This is a genomic window from Streptococcus henryi DSM 19005, from assembly GCF_000376985.1.
Taxonomy (GTDB): Bacteria; Bacillota; Bacilli; order Lactobacillales; family Streptococcaceae; genus Streptococcus; species Streptococcus henryi.
This window is the reverse complement of record NZ_AQYA01000036.1, coordinates 202,491-220,347: the sequence shown is the minus strand read 5'-3', so window position 1 is coordinate 220,347 and position 17,857 is coordinate 202,491. Positions and strand designations below refer to the sequence as shown.

The window sequence follows — 17,857 nt, the reverse complement described above, 5'->3', positions numbered from 1 at the left end:
GAAGACTCGTTAGCTCAGTCGGTAGAGCATTTGACTTTTAATCAAAGGGTCGCTGGTTCGAGCCCAGCACGGGTCATAAATTTGCGGGTTTGGCGGAATTGGCAGACGCACCAGATTTAGGATCTGGCGCCGAAGGGCGTGGGGGTTCAAGTCCCTTAACCCGCATTAAGAGATGAGCCGGCTTAGCTCAGTTGGTAGAGCATCTGATTTGTAATCAGAGGGTCGCGTGTTCAAGTCATGTAGCCGGCATTATATGGTCCGTTGGTCAAGGGGTTAAGACACCGCCTTTTCACGGCGGTAACACGGGTTCGAATCCCGTACGGACTATATTTAGATACCTTTGGGTATCTTTTTTTGTTGACTTTTACTTCAAAATATAAGTATTTTTGATAAGCAAACTTCAATTTAATGATTTGGTTGATTTTTATCAGGCTATTTCAGGCTATATTCTGCATCTTCTAGAGGTAGAATGTAGCTTTTAAATTTCCGTTCTATTTTATCAGCTAGTTTCATTGTTTTTTGATTATTATTTACTTTTCATTGTGTATGCTTTGTGGTAAGATAGAACTTGGTTATTTCTGAATTTTTTGAATGGAAGAGAGATTATGTCTAAACAAACATTAGTGATTTTGTATGGTGGGCGTTCAGCTGAGAGGGAGGTTTCAGTACTTTCTGCTGAAAGTGTTATGCGTGCCATTAATTATGATAAATTTTTTGTAAAAACTTTCTTTATTAGTCAAAATGGGGATTTTATTAAGACTCAAGAATTTGATTCTTGCCCATCTTCAGATGTAAAGTTGATGACTAATAATTCAATTGTAGATAGTCAAAAGGTTAAGCCTAGCGATATTTATGAAGAAGGGGCTGTTGTTTTTCCAGTGCTTCACGGTCCTATGGGTGAAGATGGTTCTATTCAAGGATTTTTGGAAGTTTTGAGAATGCCTTATGTTGGTACAAATATTTTATCTTCTAGTGTAGCTATGGATAAAATTACAACAAAACAAGTTTTAGCATCTGCTGGAGTGCCTCAAGTAGCTTATGTTACTTATTTTGAAGGATCAGATCTTGAATCTGCAATTGCTCAAGTTAATAGTAATTTGGAGTATCCTGTTTTTGTTAAACCTGCTAATATGGGTTCCTCTGTTGGTATTTCAAAAGCAAATGATGAACTTGAATTACGTTCGGCTATTACATTGGCATTAAAATACGATAGCCGTATCTTAATTGAGCAAGGAGTTGTTGCTCGTGAAATTGAAGTTGGTTTGCTTGGTAATGAAGAGGTGAAGACAACACTTCCAGGAGAAGTTGTTAAAGATGTAGCTTTTTATGACTATGATGCTAAGTATATTGATAACAAGATCACTATGGCTATTCCAGCAAAAATCGATGCTCAAATAGTAGAGCAAATGAGATCATATGCAGGCATCGCTTTTAGAGCGATTGGAGGTTGTGGTCTTTCACGATGTGACTTCTTTTTGACTGAGGATGGTAATATTTACCTTAACGAATTAAATACTATGCCAGGTTTCACACAGTGGTCAATGTATCCTCTTCTATGGGAAAACATGGGCTTAGCTTATTCTGATTTAATTGAAGAGTTGGTTAGTCTGGCTGTGAAGATGTTTGAGAAACGTGAAAGTCATTTGATTTAGTCGAAGAATAGGGGAATTGATTCCTTTACTTCGCTGTTTGTAATTGATAATTTTATAATAATTAAGAGGGCTGGGATATTATTGTTCTAGCCCTTCTTGTTGTTTATACTCTTTTAAAACCAAAATGGTAGACGGTAGTTTTAATTTGACCTATTCTATTATTGCCATTTGAAGAGCTTTGATACATCGTCACCTTGGTCTTGCTGTACTCTGAACTGACTGAAAGACCTTTTCTTAATTTACCGTCTCCAAGAGTCTATCCACAGACTCTTGGAGCTTCCGACACTCAATTCCTTGTCTGGAAGCTCTTCATGCGACTAGACTGCCTTTGTCTCACTTCCACGGCTGTTTTTGATTTTTTATGTTATGAGCATGAAAAATATCTTATGTAAGTAAGTTTATAGTGATTTTTAGGAACTCATTCGAAAAGTAAAGACTTGTTTGATAATAGATTTCTTTTGATATATTTTTTGAGGTAAGATACCTTCTTTTTATGAAATTGGGTTTCTATGAAAACTTGTGCTATAATATTCTTATTCTAGCCTATGAGATGGGTTTAAATCTTTATCAAGAGGCTTTATTATTGCAAAGGAAAAAATATGAAATTAACATTACATGAAGTGGCCAAAGCAGTTGATGCTAAAAACACTATCACAGATTTTGATGACGTCCCACTGAATAGTATTGAATTTGATAGTCGTAAAATTGGACCAGGAGATATCTTTCTCCCACTTAAGGGAGTCAGAGATGGTCATGACTTTATCAATATAGCTTTTGAAAATGGAGCTGTCGCTACTCTTTCAGAAAAAGAGATTGTTGGCTATCCTTACATTCTAGTTGATGATTGCTTAGCTGCGCTACAAAAATTAGCAGCCTTTTATTTAGAAAAAATGCGTGTTGATGTCATTGCAGTTACAGGATCTAATGGTAAAACCAGCACTAAGGACATGATTGCAGCAGTGCTTTCATCTACCTATAAAACCTATAAAACTCAAGGAAATTACAATAACGAAATTGGTCTTCCATATACTGTTCTTCACATGCCAGAGGATACGGAAAAAATTGTCTTGGAAATGGGACAGGATCACATGGGTGACATTAAGCTTTTATCTGATATTGCTAAGCCACGTATTGCTGTAGTGACCCTTATCGGTGAGGCGCATTTAGAATATTTTGGCAGCAGAGATAAAATTGCAAAAGGTAAAATGCAGATAACATCAGGAATGGATTCTGATGGGATTTTGATTGTTCCTCAAGATGATATTATCAACCCTTATCTTCCTGATAATCAAATGGTTATTCGCTTTGGTCAAGGAGCTGAAATCTACGTGAAAGATCTTGAGGAGCGGAAGGAATCCCTAACATTTACTACAAATGTTTTGGAGCAAGCAGTGACTTTGCCAGTTCCTGGGAAATACAATGCGACAAATGCTATGGTAGCTGCTTATGTCGGTAAACTTTTGGCTGTTGCAGATGAAGATATTGTTGATGCACTTGAGCAATTGGAATTGACCCGTAATCGTACAGAGTGGAAGAAAGCGGCAAATGGGGCTGATATTCTTTCTGATGTTTATAACGCGAATCCGACTGCTATGCGTTTGATTTTAGAAACATTTTCTTCCATTCCAGCTAACGAAGGTGGTAAGAAAATTGCTGTACTGGCAGACATGAAAGAATTAGGAGAAGAGTCTGTTGCAATGCATACTCAAATGATAACTAGCTTAGCTCCAGATGTTTTGGATACTCTAGTCTTTTATGGTGAAGATATTGCTGAATTAGCTCAATTAGCTAGTCAGATGTTTCCTATTGGAAAAGTTTATTTCTTTAAGAAAACAGCTGAAGAAGATCAATTTGAGCAATTGGTTTCTAAAATGAAGGAAGTCATAGAATCAAGAGATCAAATCCTTCTAAAAGGATCGAATTCAATGAATTTGGCTAAGGTTGTTGAAGCATTGGAAAACTAAATGAACTGAAATCTCCATGCTGAAGTGGAGATTTTTCGTTTTAACGCTTATTTGTGATTAAAATTCATGTGTAATATAATTGAAGTAGAAAGAAAAAGTGGATAAATTATTATGAAATTTTTTGCAATCTTTCCCTCAAGCCCCCCAAAACTAGATGCGAATTGGTATAGCTTGGGTACGATATTAGTGGTTTTGCTCTTATATCTAACTTTTAAGTACTATCAAAATGAGGACTTCAAGAAAACTTTTAAGTTAATTCAGCTAGTTCAGATGATAGTGCTCTATTCTTGGTATTTGAGTGCAGGAGGTCCGTTAAAGGAAGCTCTGCCATTTTATCATTGTCGCATTGCCATGTTTGGTTTTTTTCTATTACCTAATCGACATCGATTTAAGCAGTTTCTCATGATTATGGCTCCGATAGGTTCATTTATGGCTTTGGCATTTCCTGTTTTCGACCCATTTGGATTCCCACATGTGACTAATTTTTCATATGTAATAGGTCATTTAGCTCTTTTGGTCAATAGCATAGCATATTTGCTGACCTATTATGAGATGGGAAATTTAACTGCTAAATCTGTTTTTCTCTATAATCTAAGTTTGAATAGCTTTTTGGCTGTTGTCAATATGCTTCTAAGGGCAAATTATGGTTTTATTATGGATTTTCCTGTGATTCAAAGTAGACAGCCAATTCTTAATATTTTCTTAGTAACAGTTGGGCTCTCAAGTTTGATGCTCCTAGTTGATAATCTTTGTTTAAGATTGAATGGTGATTCTCTAGGTATTTTTCAAAATAAATTATAATTTAGGTTATTGAAGACTAGATATAAATATGACTATTTTTGACTAGACTGGTTGGTAATCATTGCCAGTAGAGCGATTTTTCGTTATAATAAAAGAGCTGCAAAGCGCAGCTCTTTTTGTATGCGCTCAAAATGAACAAGGGAAGTAAGTCCTATGTAGAAATGTAAACCAGAGTTCAGCTCTGCTATTGACCAAGAAATATAGAAATCAAGTAAAGGAAGAAAAATGACAATTCAAGACGATATTAAAAAGCGCCGTACTTTTGCCATCATCAGTCACCCGGATGCTGGTAAAACGACTATAACTGAGCAATTGCTTTATTTTGGTGGTGAAATTCGTGAAGCAGGTACTGTTAAGGGGAAAAAGACAGGGAATTTTGCTAAGTCTGACTGGATGGATATTGAGAAACAGCGTGGTATCTCTGTAACATCATCAGTTATGCAATTTGATTATGCTGGTAAGCGCGTCAATATCCTTGATACGCCTGGGCACGAGGACTTCTCTGAAGATACTTACCGTACCCTTATGGCCGTGGATGCTGCTGTCATGGTAGTAGACTCTGCTAAGGGTATTGAGGCTCAAACTAAAAAGCTTTTTGAGGTTGTTAAACACCGTAACATCCCTGTTTTTACCTTTATCAATAAATTGGACCGTGATGGGCGTGAACCGCTTGATCTCTTGGAAGAGTTGGAAGAGGTTCTCGGTATTGCTAGTTATCCAATGAACTGGCCAATTGGTATGGGGAAAGCTTTTGAAGGGCTCTATGATTTACACAATCAACGACTAGAACTCTACAAGGGTGATGAGCGTTTTGCAGACCTTGAAAAAGGGGCGGAGCTTTTTGCTAACAATCCTTTCTATGAACAAGTTTTGGAAGATATTGAATTGCTTCAAGAGGCTGGGAATGAATTCTCAGAAGAAGCTATTCTTGCCGGTGAACTGACGCCGGTCTTCTTTGGATCAGCTCTTACTAACTTTGGTGTGCAAACTTTCTTGGATACTTTCTTAGAATTTGCACCAGAACCACACGGGCACAAGACGACTGATGGTGAGATGATTGCCCCTCATAACAAGGACTTCTCAGGTTTTGTCTTTAAAATCCAAGCCAACATGGACCCTCGTCACCGCGACCGTATTGCTTTTGTACGTATTGTTTCAGGTGAATTTGAACGCGGTATGAGTGTTAATTTAACACGTACTGGAAAAGGTGCTAAACTATCAAATGTAACTCAATTCATGGCTGAATCTCGTGAAAACGTAGAAAATGCTGTCGCTGGTGATATCATCGGGGTTTATGATACAGGAACTTATCAAGTTGGTGATACTCTGACTGTTGGTAAGAATAAATTTGAATTCGAACCACTGCCAACCTTTACACCTGAGCTCTTCATGAAGGTTTCTGCTAAAAATGTCATGAAGCAAAAATCATTCCATAAGGGTATTGAGCAATTGGTGCAAGAAGGTGCCATCCAGCTCTATAAAAACTATCAAACTGGCGAGTACATGCTTGGTGCTGTTGGTCAACTTCAGTTTGAAGTTTTCAAACATCGTATGGAAGGTGAATATAATGCTGAAGTAGTTATGACACCTATGGGTAAAAAGACTGTACGCTGGATTAAGCCAGAAGATTTGGACGAACGTATGTCTTCAAGCCGTAATATTCTGGCTAAAGACCGCTTTGACCAACCAGTCTTCCTCTTTGAAAATGATTTTGCCCTACGCTGGTTTGCGGATAAGTATCCTGATGTTAGTCTAGAAGAAAAGATGTAGGATATCTTAAAGCATAAAATATTTAGAAAAAAATAAGGAATTGAATTTTGCAATTCCTTATTTTTATTCCCTTTTATCAAAATCCTCATTTCATTAAAATTTGATTGCAATCAATTTTTTTATTAAATTGAATATAAAATAGACTTAATATTAACTTCATTAGCACTCATTTTTTGAATAAAAGGTATGAGTTATTTGTCGATATCAGGTTAAAAGTAAACAATATATTTTATAAAAATATTAAAAAACTGAACGTTTTTTTATGAAAGGGGATGCAAAAATCGATAAATTAAGGTATAATAGTTTCAGATCTTTTTATCACAATAATTAAAAAAAGGAGATTTAAGATGAAGAAAAAGAGCATTTGGTTAGCGTTTTTAGCAGCCATGTTTACCGTTTTGTTGGTAGCTTGTGGTTCTAAAACAGCCAAAGAATCAGAAACATCAAGTACATCTAGTTCAAGTGAAGAAGTTGTATCTGGTGCTTCTGTAAAAGAATACACAGATCCAAAAGAATTAAAAGATAGCTATGATGTTGTCGTGATTGGTTCTGGTGGTGCAGGGATGACAGCTGCAATTGCTGCAAAACAAGCAGGTGCAAGCGTAGCTATTTTTGAAAAAATGCCAGTTATCGGCGGGAATACTACTAAATCTTCAGGTGGTATGAATGCTTCAGAAACTAAGTTCCAAAAAGAACAAGGTATCGAAGATACAAACGACCTTTTCTATGAAGAAAGTCTTAAAGGTGGTAAAGGAACTAACGATCCAGAATTGCTTCGTTACATGGTTGATAATTCAGCTGAAGCTATTGACTGGTTGGATAGCATTGGTATCACTCTAAGCGATATCAGTTTCTCAGGTGGTTTCTCTGTAGCTCGTATCCATCGTCCAGCTGATGGTTCTGCCGTAGGTGGTTACCTTGTTGATGGTCTTTACAATAACTTGATGGAAAATGAAATTCCAATTTTTGTAAATTCTGATGTTACAGAAATCATTGAAAAAGACGGTGCAGCTGCTGGTGTAAAAGTGACTGTTGAAAGTAAGAAGAAAACTGTTTCTGCCAAAGCTGTTGTAGATGCTGCTGGTGGTTTCGGTGCTAATATGGAAATGATTACTAAGTTGAAACCTGAGTTGGATGGTTATGTAACAACTAACCAAGAAGGTGCAACAGGTGATGGTATTGCCCTTGCACAAAAATTAGGTGCAGCGACAGTTCAACTTGATCAAATTCAAATTCACCCAACTGTTTATCAAGAAAAAGGAAAGGAACCATTCCTTGTTTCTGAAGCAATCCGTGGTGAGGGTGCTATCCTTGTTAATGCTCAAGGTAAACGTTTCTACAACGAAATGGAAACACGTGATAACGTATCTGCAGCAATTAATGCTCTTCCAGAAGGATACGCTTATGTAGTCTTCGACCAAGACCTTCGTGAACATTCTAAATCAATTGATACTTACGAAGAAAAAGGTATGACTGTTAAAGCTGATACTATTGAAGAATTGGCAAAAGAAATCGGTGTTTCTGAAGAGAACTTGAAAGCTACTGTAGAATCTTGGAACAAATATGTTGCAGATAAGAATGATACAGAGTTTGGACGTAACACTGGTATGGACCGTGATATGTCTAAAGCGCCATACTATGCAATCAAAGTTTCACCTGGTATCCACCACACAATGGGTGGTCTTAAGATCAACACAAACACTGAAGTCTTGAAAGAAGATGGTTCAGCAATTCCAGGTCTTTTCGCAGCAGGTGAAGTAACTGGTGGTGTTCACGGAAGCAACCGTATGGGTGGTAATGCCGTAGCGGATATTGTTATCTTTGGACGTCAAGCAGGTACTCAAGCGGCAGCTTACGTAAAATAATATTTGTGATAAAAAAAGTAAAGTCTGAGTTTTTACCCAGACTTTTTCTTATAAGCTATTAAATTTTTTAAGGAGATTGTAATGACCTGTATATTCTGTTCTTTATTAGATAGTGATCAGATAGCAAGCTCAGATTATTTTTTCGCAGTTTGGGATATAGACCCTATTCAAGAAGGCCACCTATTGGTCATTTCAAAACGTCACTGTATGTCAATCAGTGAACTTAGCAACATGGAAAAGCTAGATTTAATCAATTTTCAATCAAAATTGATTGAAAAAATGGAGTTATATTCTGAAATACTTGGAATTACGATAGCAAGTAATAATGGAAAAGTAATGGATGATGGAACGCACTTTCATAGCCACCTGATTCCTAGGTATGCTAATGACGGATTCTGGGAAGCTATAAATGTTGATCTTAAATCTTTTCCGAGAGATAAATTTGAAAGTATCATAAAGAGTGATTTGAATGGCTAGATTAAGTCAAATATAAAAAGGAGCTCAGATGAGTTCCTTTTTATATTGTTTAGATACTGCTCAGTTCTTGCTGGACAAAATCATGAATATCTATTTTAATTGTCTCCGTTTGGACGTTCGACTCTTCGCTAAGGTTTTGGTATTCTTTTTTATCAGCAATAGTGAAGATTTGATCTTTTTTATGTTTCTTTGATATAAGTTTAATCATACGACGTCTTAACTGTTTTTCTTCCTGAACATTATTTTTTTCACGAATCCAGGCAGAAGATAAAACTAGAAGCATAACGAGTCCGATATAACCCAAAGCAGGATACATGAGTCCAACAAGTTCCCTGAAACCTAGAAATGACAAAGCAAAGCCAATAGTAACGGAAATAATAAGGTATAATTTAAAACGAGGCTCACTTTCACCGGCTAAGCGTTTGGCTAAGGCGTAGTATAGACTAAAAGCTGTATTAAATATAAGTCCGAATACAACAATAGCGTATAAAAAGGCAAACCAAGGGTGAACTTCATTTGCTAAAACTAGCATAGGAATATCTACACCAGATAACTGGTCAACTCTGGTAAATAGAACAAAGGAAGCTAGAGCGATGATAAAGCCAACGATACTTCCACCGATAGTCCCACCTTTTTCAGCAACGCCGATACGGATAATGGAACCGCCTAAGACGAATGCCATAGACACCCCTGTCATGACGCAAAGAGCAAAGTAGTTAATGACAGACATCCAAATATTAGGCATTGGAGATTCCATAGCTACTGCCGAATGATGCAACTGATTCAAATCAAAATTTTGTCCAAGAAGAGTATGTCCAGCAATAATGACAATCATGACAATAACTATAGGTGTAAAGATTCCGATGATATTGGTTATTTTTTCAAAATCCAGAAAACTTACAGATATAACTAAAAGTGCACAGATTAATGCTCCAATCCATATAGGTAATCCAAATTGTTGATTGAGATTAGAACCAGCTCCAGCAATCATGACGAAACCTATGACAAAACAAGAAATAACCAGAGAAATATCTAAAATCCAATTAGTGATTGGATGAGATATCTTCGAAAGCACTTCCGAATGATCATTAGAACGGTAATAACTTCCAAGAGTAACAATGATGCGCCCAAAAATGGCATTTAAAATACCTAAAACTATGACCCCAATTAAGCCCCATTTACCGAAACTAATAAAATATTGCATTAAATCTTGCCCTGAAGAAAGACCCGCGCCTACAATAATTCCAACGTAGGCTAAGGCTACAGACATTATTTTCTTAAACATAAGTCCTCCTTTGGTATAATCAAAAACAATGATTAGTGTCAGTATATCATTTGACTGTTAAGAGAAAGTATCGTTTATTACAACTGAGTATCTCATTCATCTTTGAATAGTGAAGAGAGATGTGTGCCATGGAAAGATGTTTATCAGATTTTTCCCAATATTATCAGTCAGAGATGCTTTTTGAAAGAAAGACAAGTGATGTAAACTAATTGTAAAGAAATGATACAGATTGCCCTATATATCATATTTTATTGACTTATAGTCAGCTATAAGTGGTAGAATAGAGTGAGAAGAACTCTAAGAAAGGAGAGACTATGTCTGACTCTAAAACATACACCATCTCTCAAGTAGCTGAAATCTATAAGATTAACCCTACGACTTTACGTTATTATGAAAGAATTGGACTCTTGCCTCCTATACCGCGGCAGCCCAATGGCAATCGTTATTTCACTGATGACCTTAATAAGTGGCTGGAGATGATTATTTGTCTGCGTCATTCGGGTGTTCCTATTGAGGCCCTTATTGAATACAGCCAGATGGTTCTGGAAGGGGAAGCAACGCTTGCGGCGCGTGAGAAATTGTTACGTCAACAACGTGACCTTCTCCTAGAAAAACAGGCCAATCTACAGCGCAGCATTGACCGACTTGACCATAAAATCGGACTTTACGAGTCCGGAGCTATTGCCAAAGAAGAATCTTACTACCGAGAATATGGCATTGATACTGATGGAAAGGAGAAGTCTAATGACTAAAATTGACGTTTTTGCCCATGTCCTCATGCCTGATTTTTATGAGAAAATGCTCATGCTGGACAAGGAATTACCCACTAAGATGCCCTTTATCCTCAACCCAGTCCTGACCGATATGGCCAAGCGCCGTGAGACCATGCCAGCGGACACTCGTCAAATTATCAGCTATGTCAACACCAATCCAGAGGATTATTTACCTGGGAAAATGGCTGCGCTCTTGGTAAGAAAGGCCAATGAGGAATTATTGGCTGCGGTTCAAGAAAATAGAGACCTCTTTGCTGGCGCAGTAGCCATGCTTGTCTTTAATAACATTCCAGAATCAATCCGAATGATCGACGACTTTGTTCTGACAAACAAGGAAGTGCTGGGTGTTCAGGTCTTTAGCCGCCATCTGGGCAAGTCCCTAGCTGACCCAGATTTTCGTCCCATCTTTGAATACCTGGCCTTGCATGATATCCCTATCTGGCTCCACCCTGTTTTTGATTCGCGCAAGCCTGACAACAACATCATTTTCAGCTGGGAGTACGAACAGACCCAGGCCATGCTTGATCTCGTTCAGGCCGGCTATTTCCAGGATTTTCCAAATCTTAAGATTATTGTCCACCATGCTGGTGCCATGGCTCCCTATTTTGCGGGGCGGATTGACCGCATCCTACCTGAAAATCAAGCGGCAGATTTCCGTAAGTTTTATGTTGATACGGCTCTTTTGGGCAATAGCAAAGCTTTGGAACTTTGTCTAGATTTCTTCGGTTTGGACAGAGTCCTCTTTGGCACAGATGCCCCTCTTGGAATCCTGCCAGCTGGCGCGACTGAAGAGATTTCGCAAGCTATTGACGCTCTGCCATTGACCCAAGGCCGAAAAAATCAAATCTTCTATGGCAATGCGCAAAACCTTTTTGGAGGACTGTGAGATGACAAAACCAATTTTTCGTATATTCAAGCTGGGAATGGACTTGGCCTATGAAGCAGACTATGATCAAGTGGGCTATGATAATCTGACAAAGTCCATAGACATGGAAGCTGGTACCATGGCCATGTTTGCCAACCACTTGCAAGGTGACAAGTCCCAACAAGTTGTCGTGGAAGTTTATAAGGATGAGGCAGCTTATCAAGAACACATAGCCTCAGCTCACTTCAAGGCTTTTGCAGGCTTGGCGGGCAAGGCTCTGACCAGTCGTGAGGTTATCAGCCTTGAAGCAAAAGCCCTCTACAAAAAGGCCCCTGCCATAAAGGTGACAGAGGCAAATGATTTGGCCATACGCTTGGCCCATGTCCAAGTTAAGGATAGTCAGGCTTTTGCGGACATTGTTCTCCCTGAAATGAAGACCAGCATAGACCTAGAAGAGGGTGTCCTTCTCATGTTTGCTGGACAAGATGTCAGCCAGCCAGATCATTGGTATTTTTATGAAATCTATGCCAACCAAGCAGCCTATGACAGTCATTGCCTGACAGCACACTTCAAAGACTACATCAGTAGATCTGCAGACTTGGTCCTTGAAAAGGAGCTCCAGCAACTGTCTGGAGATATTCTAGTTTCTAAGGCTTCTGAGTAATCTTGAAATAAAAAATACGACTAAGCATTCGTTTAAGACTACTTAGTCGTATTTTATAGTCATTTGAATTAACTCTGATAGGCTGTCACTTCCATCTTGCTGTACTCTAATTGAGAGCAAGAAGTTTCTTTCGATTTCTAACTTCCAAGATTCTGTTCTTTACGTTCCTATCTGAAAGACTTTCATGCGACTATAGAAAATAGCTTATTTATCGCCGAAGAATCCTTTAACTTTATCAAGAACGCCGTCGACACCCCCAGCACCTTCTACAAGTTTTTTAGCTTGTTCAAAATAGTCACCGAGTTGGTCTTTATTGTCATTGATAAATTTTTGAGCTGCTGAGAAATCTTTCTTTTCGATAAGCTCTTTGACTTGGTTTAAAAGTTCATTTGGGTTCATGGGATATCCTCACTTTGTTTTTTTTCTTTATTAAACCATAAATGGAAAGGATTTCAAACTTATTTGATTTGAAAATAGTACAAGCAGATTTTCGTGAGAAAACTTATTTGAAAACAAGACAGACGGCTTCTGGGACTTTAAAATCATGGCTAATTTCAGTAAGTAAGCCTGACTTTGGATCACGTTTAAAAACTGTTGCATTGTCAGAGTCTTGATGAACAGCGATTAGAAAATTATCATCCGGTGAGAGGTTGAAGTCCCTCGGTGAACGTCCTGCACTTGGGATAATTTGACGGCGTTCTAAAACCCCATCTCCGATAACTTCAAAAACAGCAATAGAGTCGTGTCCACGGTTACTGACGTAGACAAATCGACTGTCATGGCTGATGCGAATAGCAGCGCAGGCATTGAAACCGTCATAGTTATCAGGTAAGGTGCTGACTGTCTGATAATGCTCAAATTGACCATAGCCATCATAAATTAAAACTTTAATAGTAGCATTTAATTCACAGACTAAATATGCAATTTTGAACTCTTTATGGAAAACAAGATGACGGGGCCCAGAACCTGAAGCTGCCTTATATTTTCCGATTTCTATCAGCTGACCTTGAGGACTAATCATATGCGTTGTGACTTCATCTGTTCCCAAGTCACAGGTAATGAGATACTTGTCTGGAGTCAAATCTGAAAAATGGACATGTGCTCTTGCTTGGTTTGGATGTGGCCCTGAACCATGGTGTTGTAAGGTGTTAAGTAAAGTTAGGCTACCATTTTCTTCGCATTTATAGATATTAAGTTGTCCTTTGTGATAATTTGCTCCGTAGACAAGCCCTCTTTTGTTATCCACAGCAATATAGCAGAGACCAGGCCCATCTTCGACAACCTTGTTAAGAAGTTGGAAATCTGAGTCGTAGCTAGCAATGCCACCTTTTTCTTTACCATTTGTTACAGTATATAGATTACCTTCAGTTGAAAACGAGAGATAAGTTGGATTATCTTCTTTAGCAACCAGTTGAAGATTACTGATTTCACCATTTGATGAATCAAAATCAGCACAATAAATTCCTTGTGATGTTTTTTTCGTGTAGGTTCCAAAATAGATTGTTTCTATCATACTTTTCTCCTTGGTCTTATGTCAAAATTATAGCATATTTTTGAAATGAACAGACATTTTTTCTGTAACTTACTGGTCTGGGAAATGAGGTGAAATTTCTTAAATTCCCTGATTCGGATTGAGCAAGTTTTATGATTTCTTGATATAATTAAAAGAAAAGATTTGTAAGGAAGTATGAAATGACAAAGCTAGCAACCATTTGTTATATTGATAACGGTAAGGAGCTCTTGCTCCTGCATCGCAATAAAAAACCAAATGATGTTCATGAAGGTAAATGGATTTCAGTTGGTGGAAAATTGGAAGCGGGAGAAACACCGGATGAATGTGCCAAACGTGAAATCATGGAAGAGACTCATCTAACAGTTAAGCAAATGGATTTTAAGGGAGTCATAACTTTTCCTGAATTCACTCCAGGACATGATTGGTATACCTATGTTTTTAAGGTTACTGAATTTGAAGGGGAACTTATCTCTGATGAGGAGTCTCGTGAAGGAACACTTGAGTGGGTTCCTTATGATCAAGTGCTCAGTAAGCCAACTTGGGAAGGTGATTACGAAATTTTCAAATGGATTTTAGATGATGTGCCGTTTTTCTCTGCAAAATTTACATATGATCAAAATCAAGTTTTGCTTGAGAAAGATGTCACTTTTTATACTCACTAGATTTAATCAAAAGGGTATAGTTGGGAACGGTTTATTCTTGTGGAAAATGATATAATGACAAGAGTTTAGAAAAGAATTGACAGTAATAAAGTAAGGAGACTATAATGGAATCTCAAAAAAACAAAAGATTTTCAGATTCATTATTTTATAAATGGTTTTTAAATAATCAGGCGGTTATCGCGATTTTAATCACACTATTAGTGTTTCTAACAGTCTTTTTATTTACCAAAATTTCATTTGTTTTCGCCCCAGTTGTGTCATTTTTGACTGTTATTATGTTGCCTATAGTCATTTCGGCTCTTCTTTACTACCTAATTAAGCCTTTGGTAGATTTTTTGGAGAAACGCGTCGGACTTAGCAGGGTAAGTGCCATTTTTACAGTATTTACAATTATTGTAATTCTTTTGATTTGGGCAGGATCAGGATTTTTCCCTATGATTCGAACTCAGGTGCTGTCCTTTGTTGAAAATTTACCTGGTTATATCCGTGTGGTCAATAGCGAAGCTGACAAGCTATTACAAAATCCTTGGCTGACAAGTTATCAGGCAGAGTTGCAAGAAATGCTAGCCAATATCACTAGCAAAGCTGTTGACTATGCTGAGAGCTTTTCGAAAAATGCACTTGATTGGGCATCCAATTTTGCTGGAGCAATTGCTCGTGTCACAGTTGCTATCCTAATTTCACCATTTATACTATTTTACTTCTTGAGAGATAGTGGTAAGATGAAAAATGGTCTGTTACAGATTTTTCCAACTAAGATTCGTCGTCCCACAGCGCGTGTATTGGGTGATATTAACAAGCAATTATCTGGTTATGTTCAAGGTCAGGTAACGGTTGCTATTATTGTCGGCTTGATGTTTGCTGTTATGTACAGTATCGTTGGTTTACGCTATGCAGTGACCTTTGGTATATTAGCTGGTTTTCTTAATATGGTCCCATATTTGGGAAGTTTTCTTGCCCAACTGCCAGTTATTATTCTGGCGATGGTTCAAGGTCCCCTTATGGTTGTCAAGATTGCTATTGTCTTTGTCATTGAACAAACGATTGAAGGACGTTTTGTCTCACCATTAGTTCTAGGAAGCAAACTTAGCATCCACCCTTTGACAATAATGTTTATTTTGTTAACAGCTGGATCAATGTTTGGTGTTTGGGGAGTCTTTTTGGGGATTCCAATTTATGCCTCTGCAAAGGTTATTGTTAAAGAAATTTTTGATTGGTATAAGGCTGTCAGTGGCCTTTATGAAGAAGATTTACATGTAAAAGGAGAAAAAGAATCGGAAGATGCTAAATAGTGAAAAAATGCTAGCCTCAATCCAAAATCAGGATTTGGCGCATGCTGATAAATATTTTGAACGTGCCTTAAGAGAAGATGGCAGTGAAGTCCTTTTGGAGTTAGCTGAGTATTTGGAATCAATTGGCTTTTTACCCCAAGCTAAACGTATTTATTTACAGGAACGAGATGAGTTTCCTGAGGTTAATATTAATTTGGCTCAGATTGCCTCAGAAGATGGTGACATCGAGGAGGCCTTTCTTTATTTAGATGCTGTCTCTCCAGATAGTGAAGATTATCTATCTGCTTTGCTAGTCATGGCAGATCTCTATGATATGGAAGGATTGACAGATGTGGCCAGAGAGAAACTCCTAGAAGCTAATCAGATTAGTCAAGATCCACTAGTTATCTTTGGTTTGGCTGAAATTGAGTTTGAATTGGAGAACTATGAACAAGCTATTAAGACCTATGCTAAATTAGATAATCGTGAAATATTAGAATTAACCGGTCTTTCTACTTATCAAAGAATTGGTCGTGCCTACGCTAGTCTTGGAAAATTTGAAGCTGCTATTGAATTTTTAGAAAAAGCTGTTGAAATTGAGTACGAAGATCAGGCTGTTTTTGAACTAGCAACATTGCTTTACGATCAAGAAGAGTACCAAAAAGCAAATCTTTACTTTAAACAATTGGATACTATGAACCCTGATTTCTCAGGTTATGAGTATGTCTACGGTTTATCCTTACGAGAAGAACACAAGACTGAGGAAGCTTTGCGATTGATCCAACAAGGATTAACCAAAAATGATTTTGATGCTAATTTACTTTTGGCAGCATCTCAATTTTCTTATGAACTTCATGACAGTGAGCAGGCAGAGTCCTACTTACTAAAAGCAAAATCAGTTGCTGAAGATGATGAGGAAGTACTCATGCGTTTATCAAACCTTTATTTGGAAGAAGAACGTTATGATCAGGTTGTCTCATTAGACCGCGAAGATATTGACAATGTTTTGACAAAATGGAACATTGCTAAAGCCTATCAAGCTCTGGAAGATGAAGAAGCGGCATTTGCTATCTATGAAAATTTAGCTGGCGACTTGGCTGATAATCCAGAATTCTTGCAAGATTATGCTTATATTTTACGTGAGTTTGGTTATCGTCCGAAGGCAAGAAAAATAGCAGAGCAATATCTGAAATTAGTTCCTGATGATGTTAATATGTTAGCCTTTTTAGAGGATTAATGTCACTTATATTTTATAATAAATTGAATAAGCGATAGATTTGACCAGTCTGTCGTTTTTAAGTTGTTTCGGCAAAGATTAGGAAAAAACTGTGATATAATTGAGAAAGAACAATACGATTAGAAATTAAAATCATTTCAGAACAGGTGAGTGTAGTCAAAGAATTTACTTGTTTTACTTTTGATTTTACTTGACGAAGCAAAGAGGAAGAGAAGAATGTCGGAACCAATTAAACTTTTTCAATATAATACATTAGGTGCTCTTATGGCAGGTTTGTATGGCGGAAGTTTGACCATTGGCGAACTCTTAGAACATGGAGATTTAGGCATTGGTACGCTTGATTCAATTGATGGTGAGCTCATTATCTTAGATGGTAAGGCATATCAGGCTAAAGGTTCTAGCGGAAAGCCAGAAGTCGTGGAGGTATCTAACGATGTTATGGTTCCATATGCAGCGGTGGTTCCGCATCAAGCTGAGGTCATTTTTAAACAACGTTTTGAAATGAGTGGCAATGAGCTAGAAAAACGAATTGAGTCTTATTATGATGGTGTCAATCTGTTTAGGTCTATCAAGATTAAGGGGCATTTTTCTAAAATGCATGTCCGAATGATTCCAAAGTCCACTCCAGATACTAAGTTTGCTGATGTTGCTACACGTCAACCAGAATATACAAGAGAAGATGTTTCAGGTACAATTGTAGGTATTTGGACTCCTCAAATGTTCCATGGTGTTAGCGTAGCGGGGTATCATCTGCATTTTATTTCTGATGATCATAGCTTTGGTGGGCACGTGATGGACTATGTGATCACTGAGGGGATGATTGAAGTTGGTCCAGTCGATCAATTGGATCAGCGTTTCCCAGTTCAAGATCGTCAATACCTTTTTGCAAAGTTCAATATGGATGAATTAAAAAAAGATATTGAAAAGAGTGAATAAAACAGATTACTTTTACTATGTTATATCATTTTTGTTAAGTGGTGTAGTTAGGATGATTTGATAGCAAAGTAGACTATCAAAATCGGACAGGCTGCACTGCTTTTATTTTGTACAGATTTCTA

General features: G+C 37.6%; 16 protein-coding genes and 4 tRNA genes. 17 read left to right on the top strand and 3 right to left on the bottom strand.

What is annotated here, in order from left to right; all coding sequences use genetic code 11:
- Positions 1-3: 3 nt before the first annotated feature.
- From F601_RS0109875 to F601_RS0109825, 10 genes are all read left to right on the top strand, one after another.
- A tRNA-Lys gene (locus F601_RS0109875) sits at positions 4-76 on the top strand.
- A 7-nt stretch (positions 77-83) separates the two neighbouring features.
- Positions 84-165, top strand: a tRNA-Leu gene (locus F601_RS0109870).
- 11 nt (positions 166-176) lie between these two features.
- Positions 177-249, top strand: a tRNA-Thr gene (locus tag F601_RS0109865).
- Between the two features lie 6 nt (positions 250-255).
- Positions 256-327, top strand: a tRNA-Glu gene (locus tag F601_RS0109860).
- A gap of 278 nt (positions 328-605) precedes the next feature.
- A complete protein-coding gene (locus F601_RS0109855; RefSeq protein WP_018165522.1) occupies positions 606-1,652 on the top strand; it encodes a D-alanine--D-alanine ligase in 1,047 nt (348 codons plus the stop codon).
- Positions 1,653-2,251: 599 nt separating this feature from the next.
- A complete protein-coding gene (locus tag F601_RS0109845) occupies positions 2,252-3,616 on the top strand; it encodes a UDP-N-acetylmuramoyl-tripeptide--D-alanyl-D-alanine ligase (RefSeq protein ID WP_018165520.1) in 1,365 nt (454 codons plus the stop codon).
- A 111-nt stretch (positions 3,617-3,727) separates the two neighbouring features.
- The gene (locus F601_RS12545) at positions 3,728-4,417 is read left to right on the top strand and encodes a TMEM164-related integral membrane acyltransferase (protein ID WP_018165519.1); all 690 of its coding nucleotides are present in this window, start codon (positions 3,728-3,730) and stop codon (positions 4,415-4,417) included.
- Positions 4,418-4,642: 225 nt separating this feature from the next.
- Entirely contained in the window at positions 4,643-6,187 is a 1,545-nt protein-coding gene (locus F601_RS0109835) for a peptide chain release factor 3 (RefSeq protein WP_018165518.1), read from the top strand.
- A 347-nt stretch (positions 6,188-6,534) separates the two neighbouring features.
- Positions 6,535-8,052 (top strand): flavocytochrome c, encoded by a 1,518-nt coding sequence (locus tag F601_RS0109830; protein ID WP_018165517.1) that lies wholly within the window; start codon positions 6,535-6,537, stop codon positions 8,050-8,052.
- 81 nt (positions 8,053-8,133) lie between these two features.
- A complete protein-coding gene (locus F601_RS0109825; protein WP_018165516.1) occupies positions 8,134-8,529 on the top strand; it encodes an HIT family protein in 396 nt (131 codons plus the stop codon).
- Positions 8,530-8,578: 49 nt separating this feature from the next.
- Here F601_RS0109825 and F601_RS0109820 read toward each other — a convergent pair whose 3' ends face one another.
- On the bottom strand, positions 8,579-9,814 hold the full coding sequence (locus F601_RS0109820; protein ID WP_018165515.1) for a YkvI family membrane protein: 1,236 nt from the start codon (positions 9,812-9,814) through the stop codon (positions 8,579-8,581).
- A gap of 314 nt (positions 9,815-10,128) precedes the next feature.
- Between F601_RS0109820 and F601_RS0109815 the strand changes: the two genes are divergently transcribed.
- Genes F601_RS0109815 through F601_RS0109805 form a run of 3 tightly spaced genes read left to right on the top strand, consistent with a single transcriptional unit; the run spans position 10,129 to position 12,116 of the window.
- A complete protein-coding gene (locus F601_RS0109815; protein ID WP_018165514.1) occupies positions 10,129-10,566 on the top strand; it encodes a MerR family transcriptional regulator in 438 nt (145 codons plus the stop codon).
- Positions 10,559-11,473 (top strand): amidohydrolase family protein, encoded by a 915-nt coding sequence (locus tag F601_RS0109810; protein WP_018165513.1) that lies wholly within the window; start codon positions 10,559-10,561, stop codon positions 11,471-11,473. Before F601_RS0109815 ends, F601_RS0109810 begins: the two co-directional genes overlap by 8 nt.
- 1 nt (position 11,474) lies before the next feature.
- Complete coding sequence (locus tag F601_RS0109805) at positions 11,475-12,116, top strand: putative quinol monooxygenase (RefSeq protein ID WP_018165512.1); 642 nt, start codon at positions 11,475-11,477, stop codon at positions 12,114-12,116.
- A 204-nt stretch (positions 12,117-12,320) separates the two neighbouring features.
- Here the strand turns inward: F601_RS0109805 and F601_RS0109800 are convergent, their stop codons facing one another.
- Both F601_RS0109800 and F601_RS0109795 read right to left on the bottom strand, forming a co-directional pair.
- Entirely contained in the window at positions 12,321-12,515 is a 195-nt protein-coding gene (locus F601_RS0109800) for a hypothetical protein (protein ID WP_018165511.1), read from the bottom strand.
- A gap of 103 nt (positions 12,516-12,618) precedes the next feature.
- Positions 12,619-13,629, bottom strand: coding sequence for a lactonase family protein (locus F601_RS0109795; RefSeq protein ID WP_018165510.1), 1,011 nt, complete (start codon positions 13,627-13,629; stop codon positions 12,619-12,621).
- Between the two features lie 179 nt (positions 13,630-13,808).
- Here F601_RS0109795 and F601_RS0109790 point away from each other — a divergent pair, with 179 nt between their 5' ends.
- The 4 genes from F601_RS0109790 (at position 13,809) to budA (ending at position 17,735) form a co-directional block, all read left to right on the top strand.
- Positions 13,809-14,291 (top strand): NUDIX hydrolase, encoded by a 483-nt coding sequence (locus tag F601_RS0109790; protein ID WP_018165509.1) that lies wholly within the window; start codon positions 13,809-13,811, stop codon positions 14,289-14,291.
- 104 nt (positions 14,292-14,395) lie between these two features.
- Positions 14,396-15,583 carry an AI-2E family transporter gene (locus F601_RS0109785; protein ID WP_018165508.1) on the top strand — a complete coding sequence of 396 codons (1,188 nt, stop codon included), beginning with the start codon at positions 14,396-14,398 and terminating at the stop codon, positions 15,581-15,583.
- Complete coding sequence (locus F601_RS0109780; protein ID WP_018165507.1) at positions 15,573-16,799, top strand: tetratricopeptide repeat protein; 1,227 nt, start codon at positions 15,573-15,575, stop codon at positions 16,797-16,799. The genes F601_RS0109785 and F601_RS0109780 overlap by 11 nt, the downstream gene beginning before the upstream one ends.
- A 216-nt stretch (positions 16,800-17,015) precedes the next feature.
- Positions 17,016-17,735 (top strand): acetolactate decarboxylase, encoded by a 720-nt coding sequence (budA, locus tag F601_RS0109775; RefSeq protein WP_018165506.1) that lies wholly within the window; start codon positions 17,016-17,018, stop codon positions 17,733-17,735.
- Positions 17,736-17,857: the final 122 nt, after the last annotated feature.

What these genes read in the sequence shown, in the direction of transcription:
- F601_RS0109855 (WP_018165522.1), top strand. Translation starts at nt 606, where the DNA reads ATGTCTAAACAAACATTAGTGATTTTGTATGGTGGGCGTTCAGCTGAG.
- F601_RS0109845 (WP_018165520.1), top strand. Translation starts at nt 2,252, where the DNA reads ATGAAATTAACATTACATGAAGTGGCCAAAGCAGTTGATGCTAAAAAC.
- F601_RS12545 (WP_018165519.1), top strand. Translation starts at nt 3,728, where the DNA reads ATGAAATTTTTTGCAATCTTTCCCTCAAGCCCCCCAAAACTAGATGCG.
- F601_RS0109835 (WP_018165518.1), top strand. Translation starts at nt 4,643, where the DNA reads ATGACAATTCAAGACGATATTAAAAAGCGCCGTACTTTTGCCATCATC.
- F601_RS0109830 (WP_018165517.1), top strand. Translation starts at nt 6,535, where the DNA reads ATGAAGAAAAAGAGCATTTGGTTAGCGTTTTTAGCAGCCATGTTTACC.
- F601_RS0109825 (WP_018165516.1), top strand. Translation starts at nt 8,134, where the DNA reads ATGACCTGTATATTCTGTTCTTTATTAGATAGTGATCAGATAGCAAGC.
- F601_RS0109820 (WP_018165515.1), bottom strand. Translation starts at nt 9,814, where the DNA reads ATGTTTAAGAAAATAATGTCTGTAGCCTTAGCCTACGTTGGAATTATT.
- F601_RS0109815 (WP_018165514.1), top strand. Translation starts at nt 10,129, where the DNA reads ATGTCTGACTCTAAAACATACACCATCTCTCAAGTAGCTGAAATCTAT.
- F601_RS0109810 (WP_018165513.1), top strand. Translation starts at nt 10,559, where the DNA reads ATGACTAAAATTGACGTTTTTGCCCATGTCCTCATGCCTGATTTTTAT.
- F601_RS0109805 (WP_018165512.1), top strand. Translation starts at nt 11,475, where the DNA reads ATGACAAAACCAATTTTTCGTATATTCAAGCTGGGAATGGACTTGGCC.
- F601_RS0109800 (WP_018165511.1), bottom strand. Translation starts at nt 12,515, where the DNA reads ATGAACCCAAATGAACTTTTAAACCAAGTCAAAGAGCTTATCGAAAAG.
- F601_RS0109795 (WP_018165510.1), bottom strand. Translation starts at nt 13,629, where the DNA reads ATGATAGAAACAATCTATTTTGGAACCTACACGAAAAAAACATCACAA.
- F601_RS0109790 (WP_018165509.1), top strand. Translation starts at nt 13,809, where the DNA reads ATGACAAAGCTAGCAACCATTTGTTATATTGATAACGGTAAGGAGCTC.
- F601_RS0109785 (WP_018165508.1), top strand. Translation starts at nt 14,396, where the DNA reads ATGGAATCTCAAAAAAACAAAAGATTTTCAGATTCATTATTTTATAAA.
- F601_RS0109780 (WP_018165507.1), top strand. Translation starts at nt 15,573, where the DNA reads ATGCTAAATAGTGAAAAAATGCTAGCCTCAATCCAAAATCAGGATTTG.
- budA (WP_018165506.1), top strand. Translation starts at nt 17,016, where the DNA reads ATGTCGGAACCAATTAAACTTTTTCAATATAATACATTAGGTGCTCTT.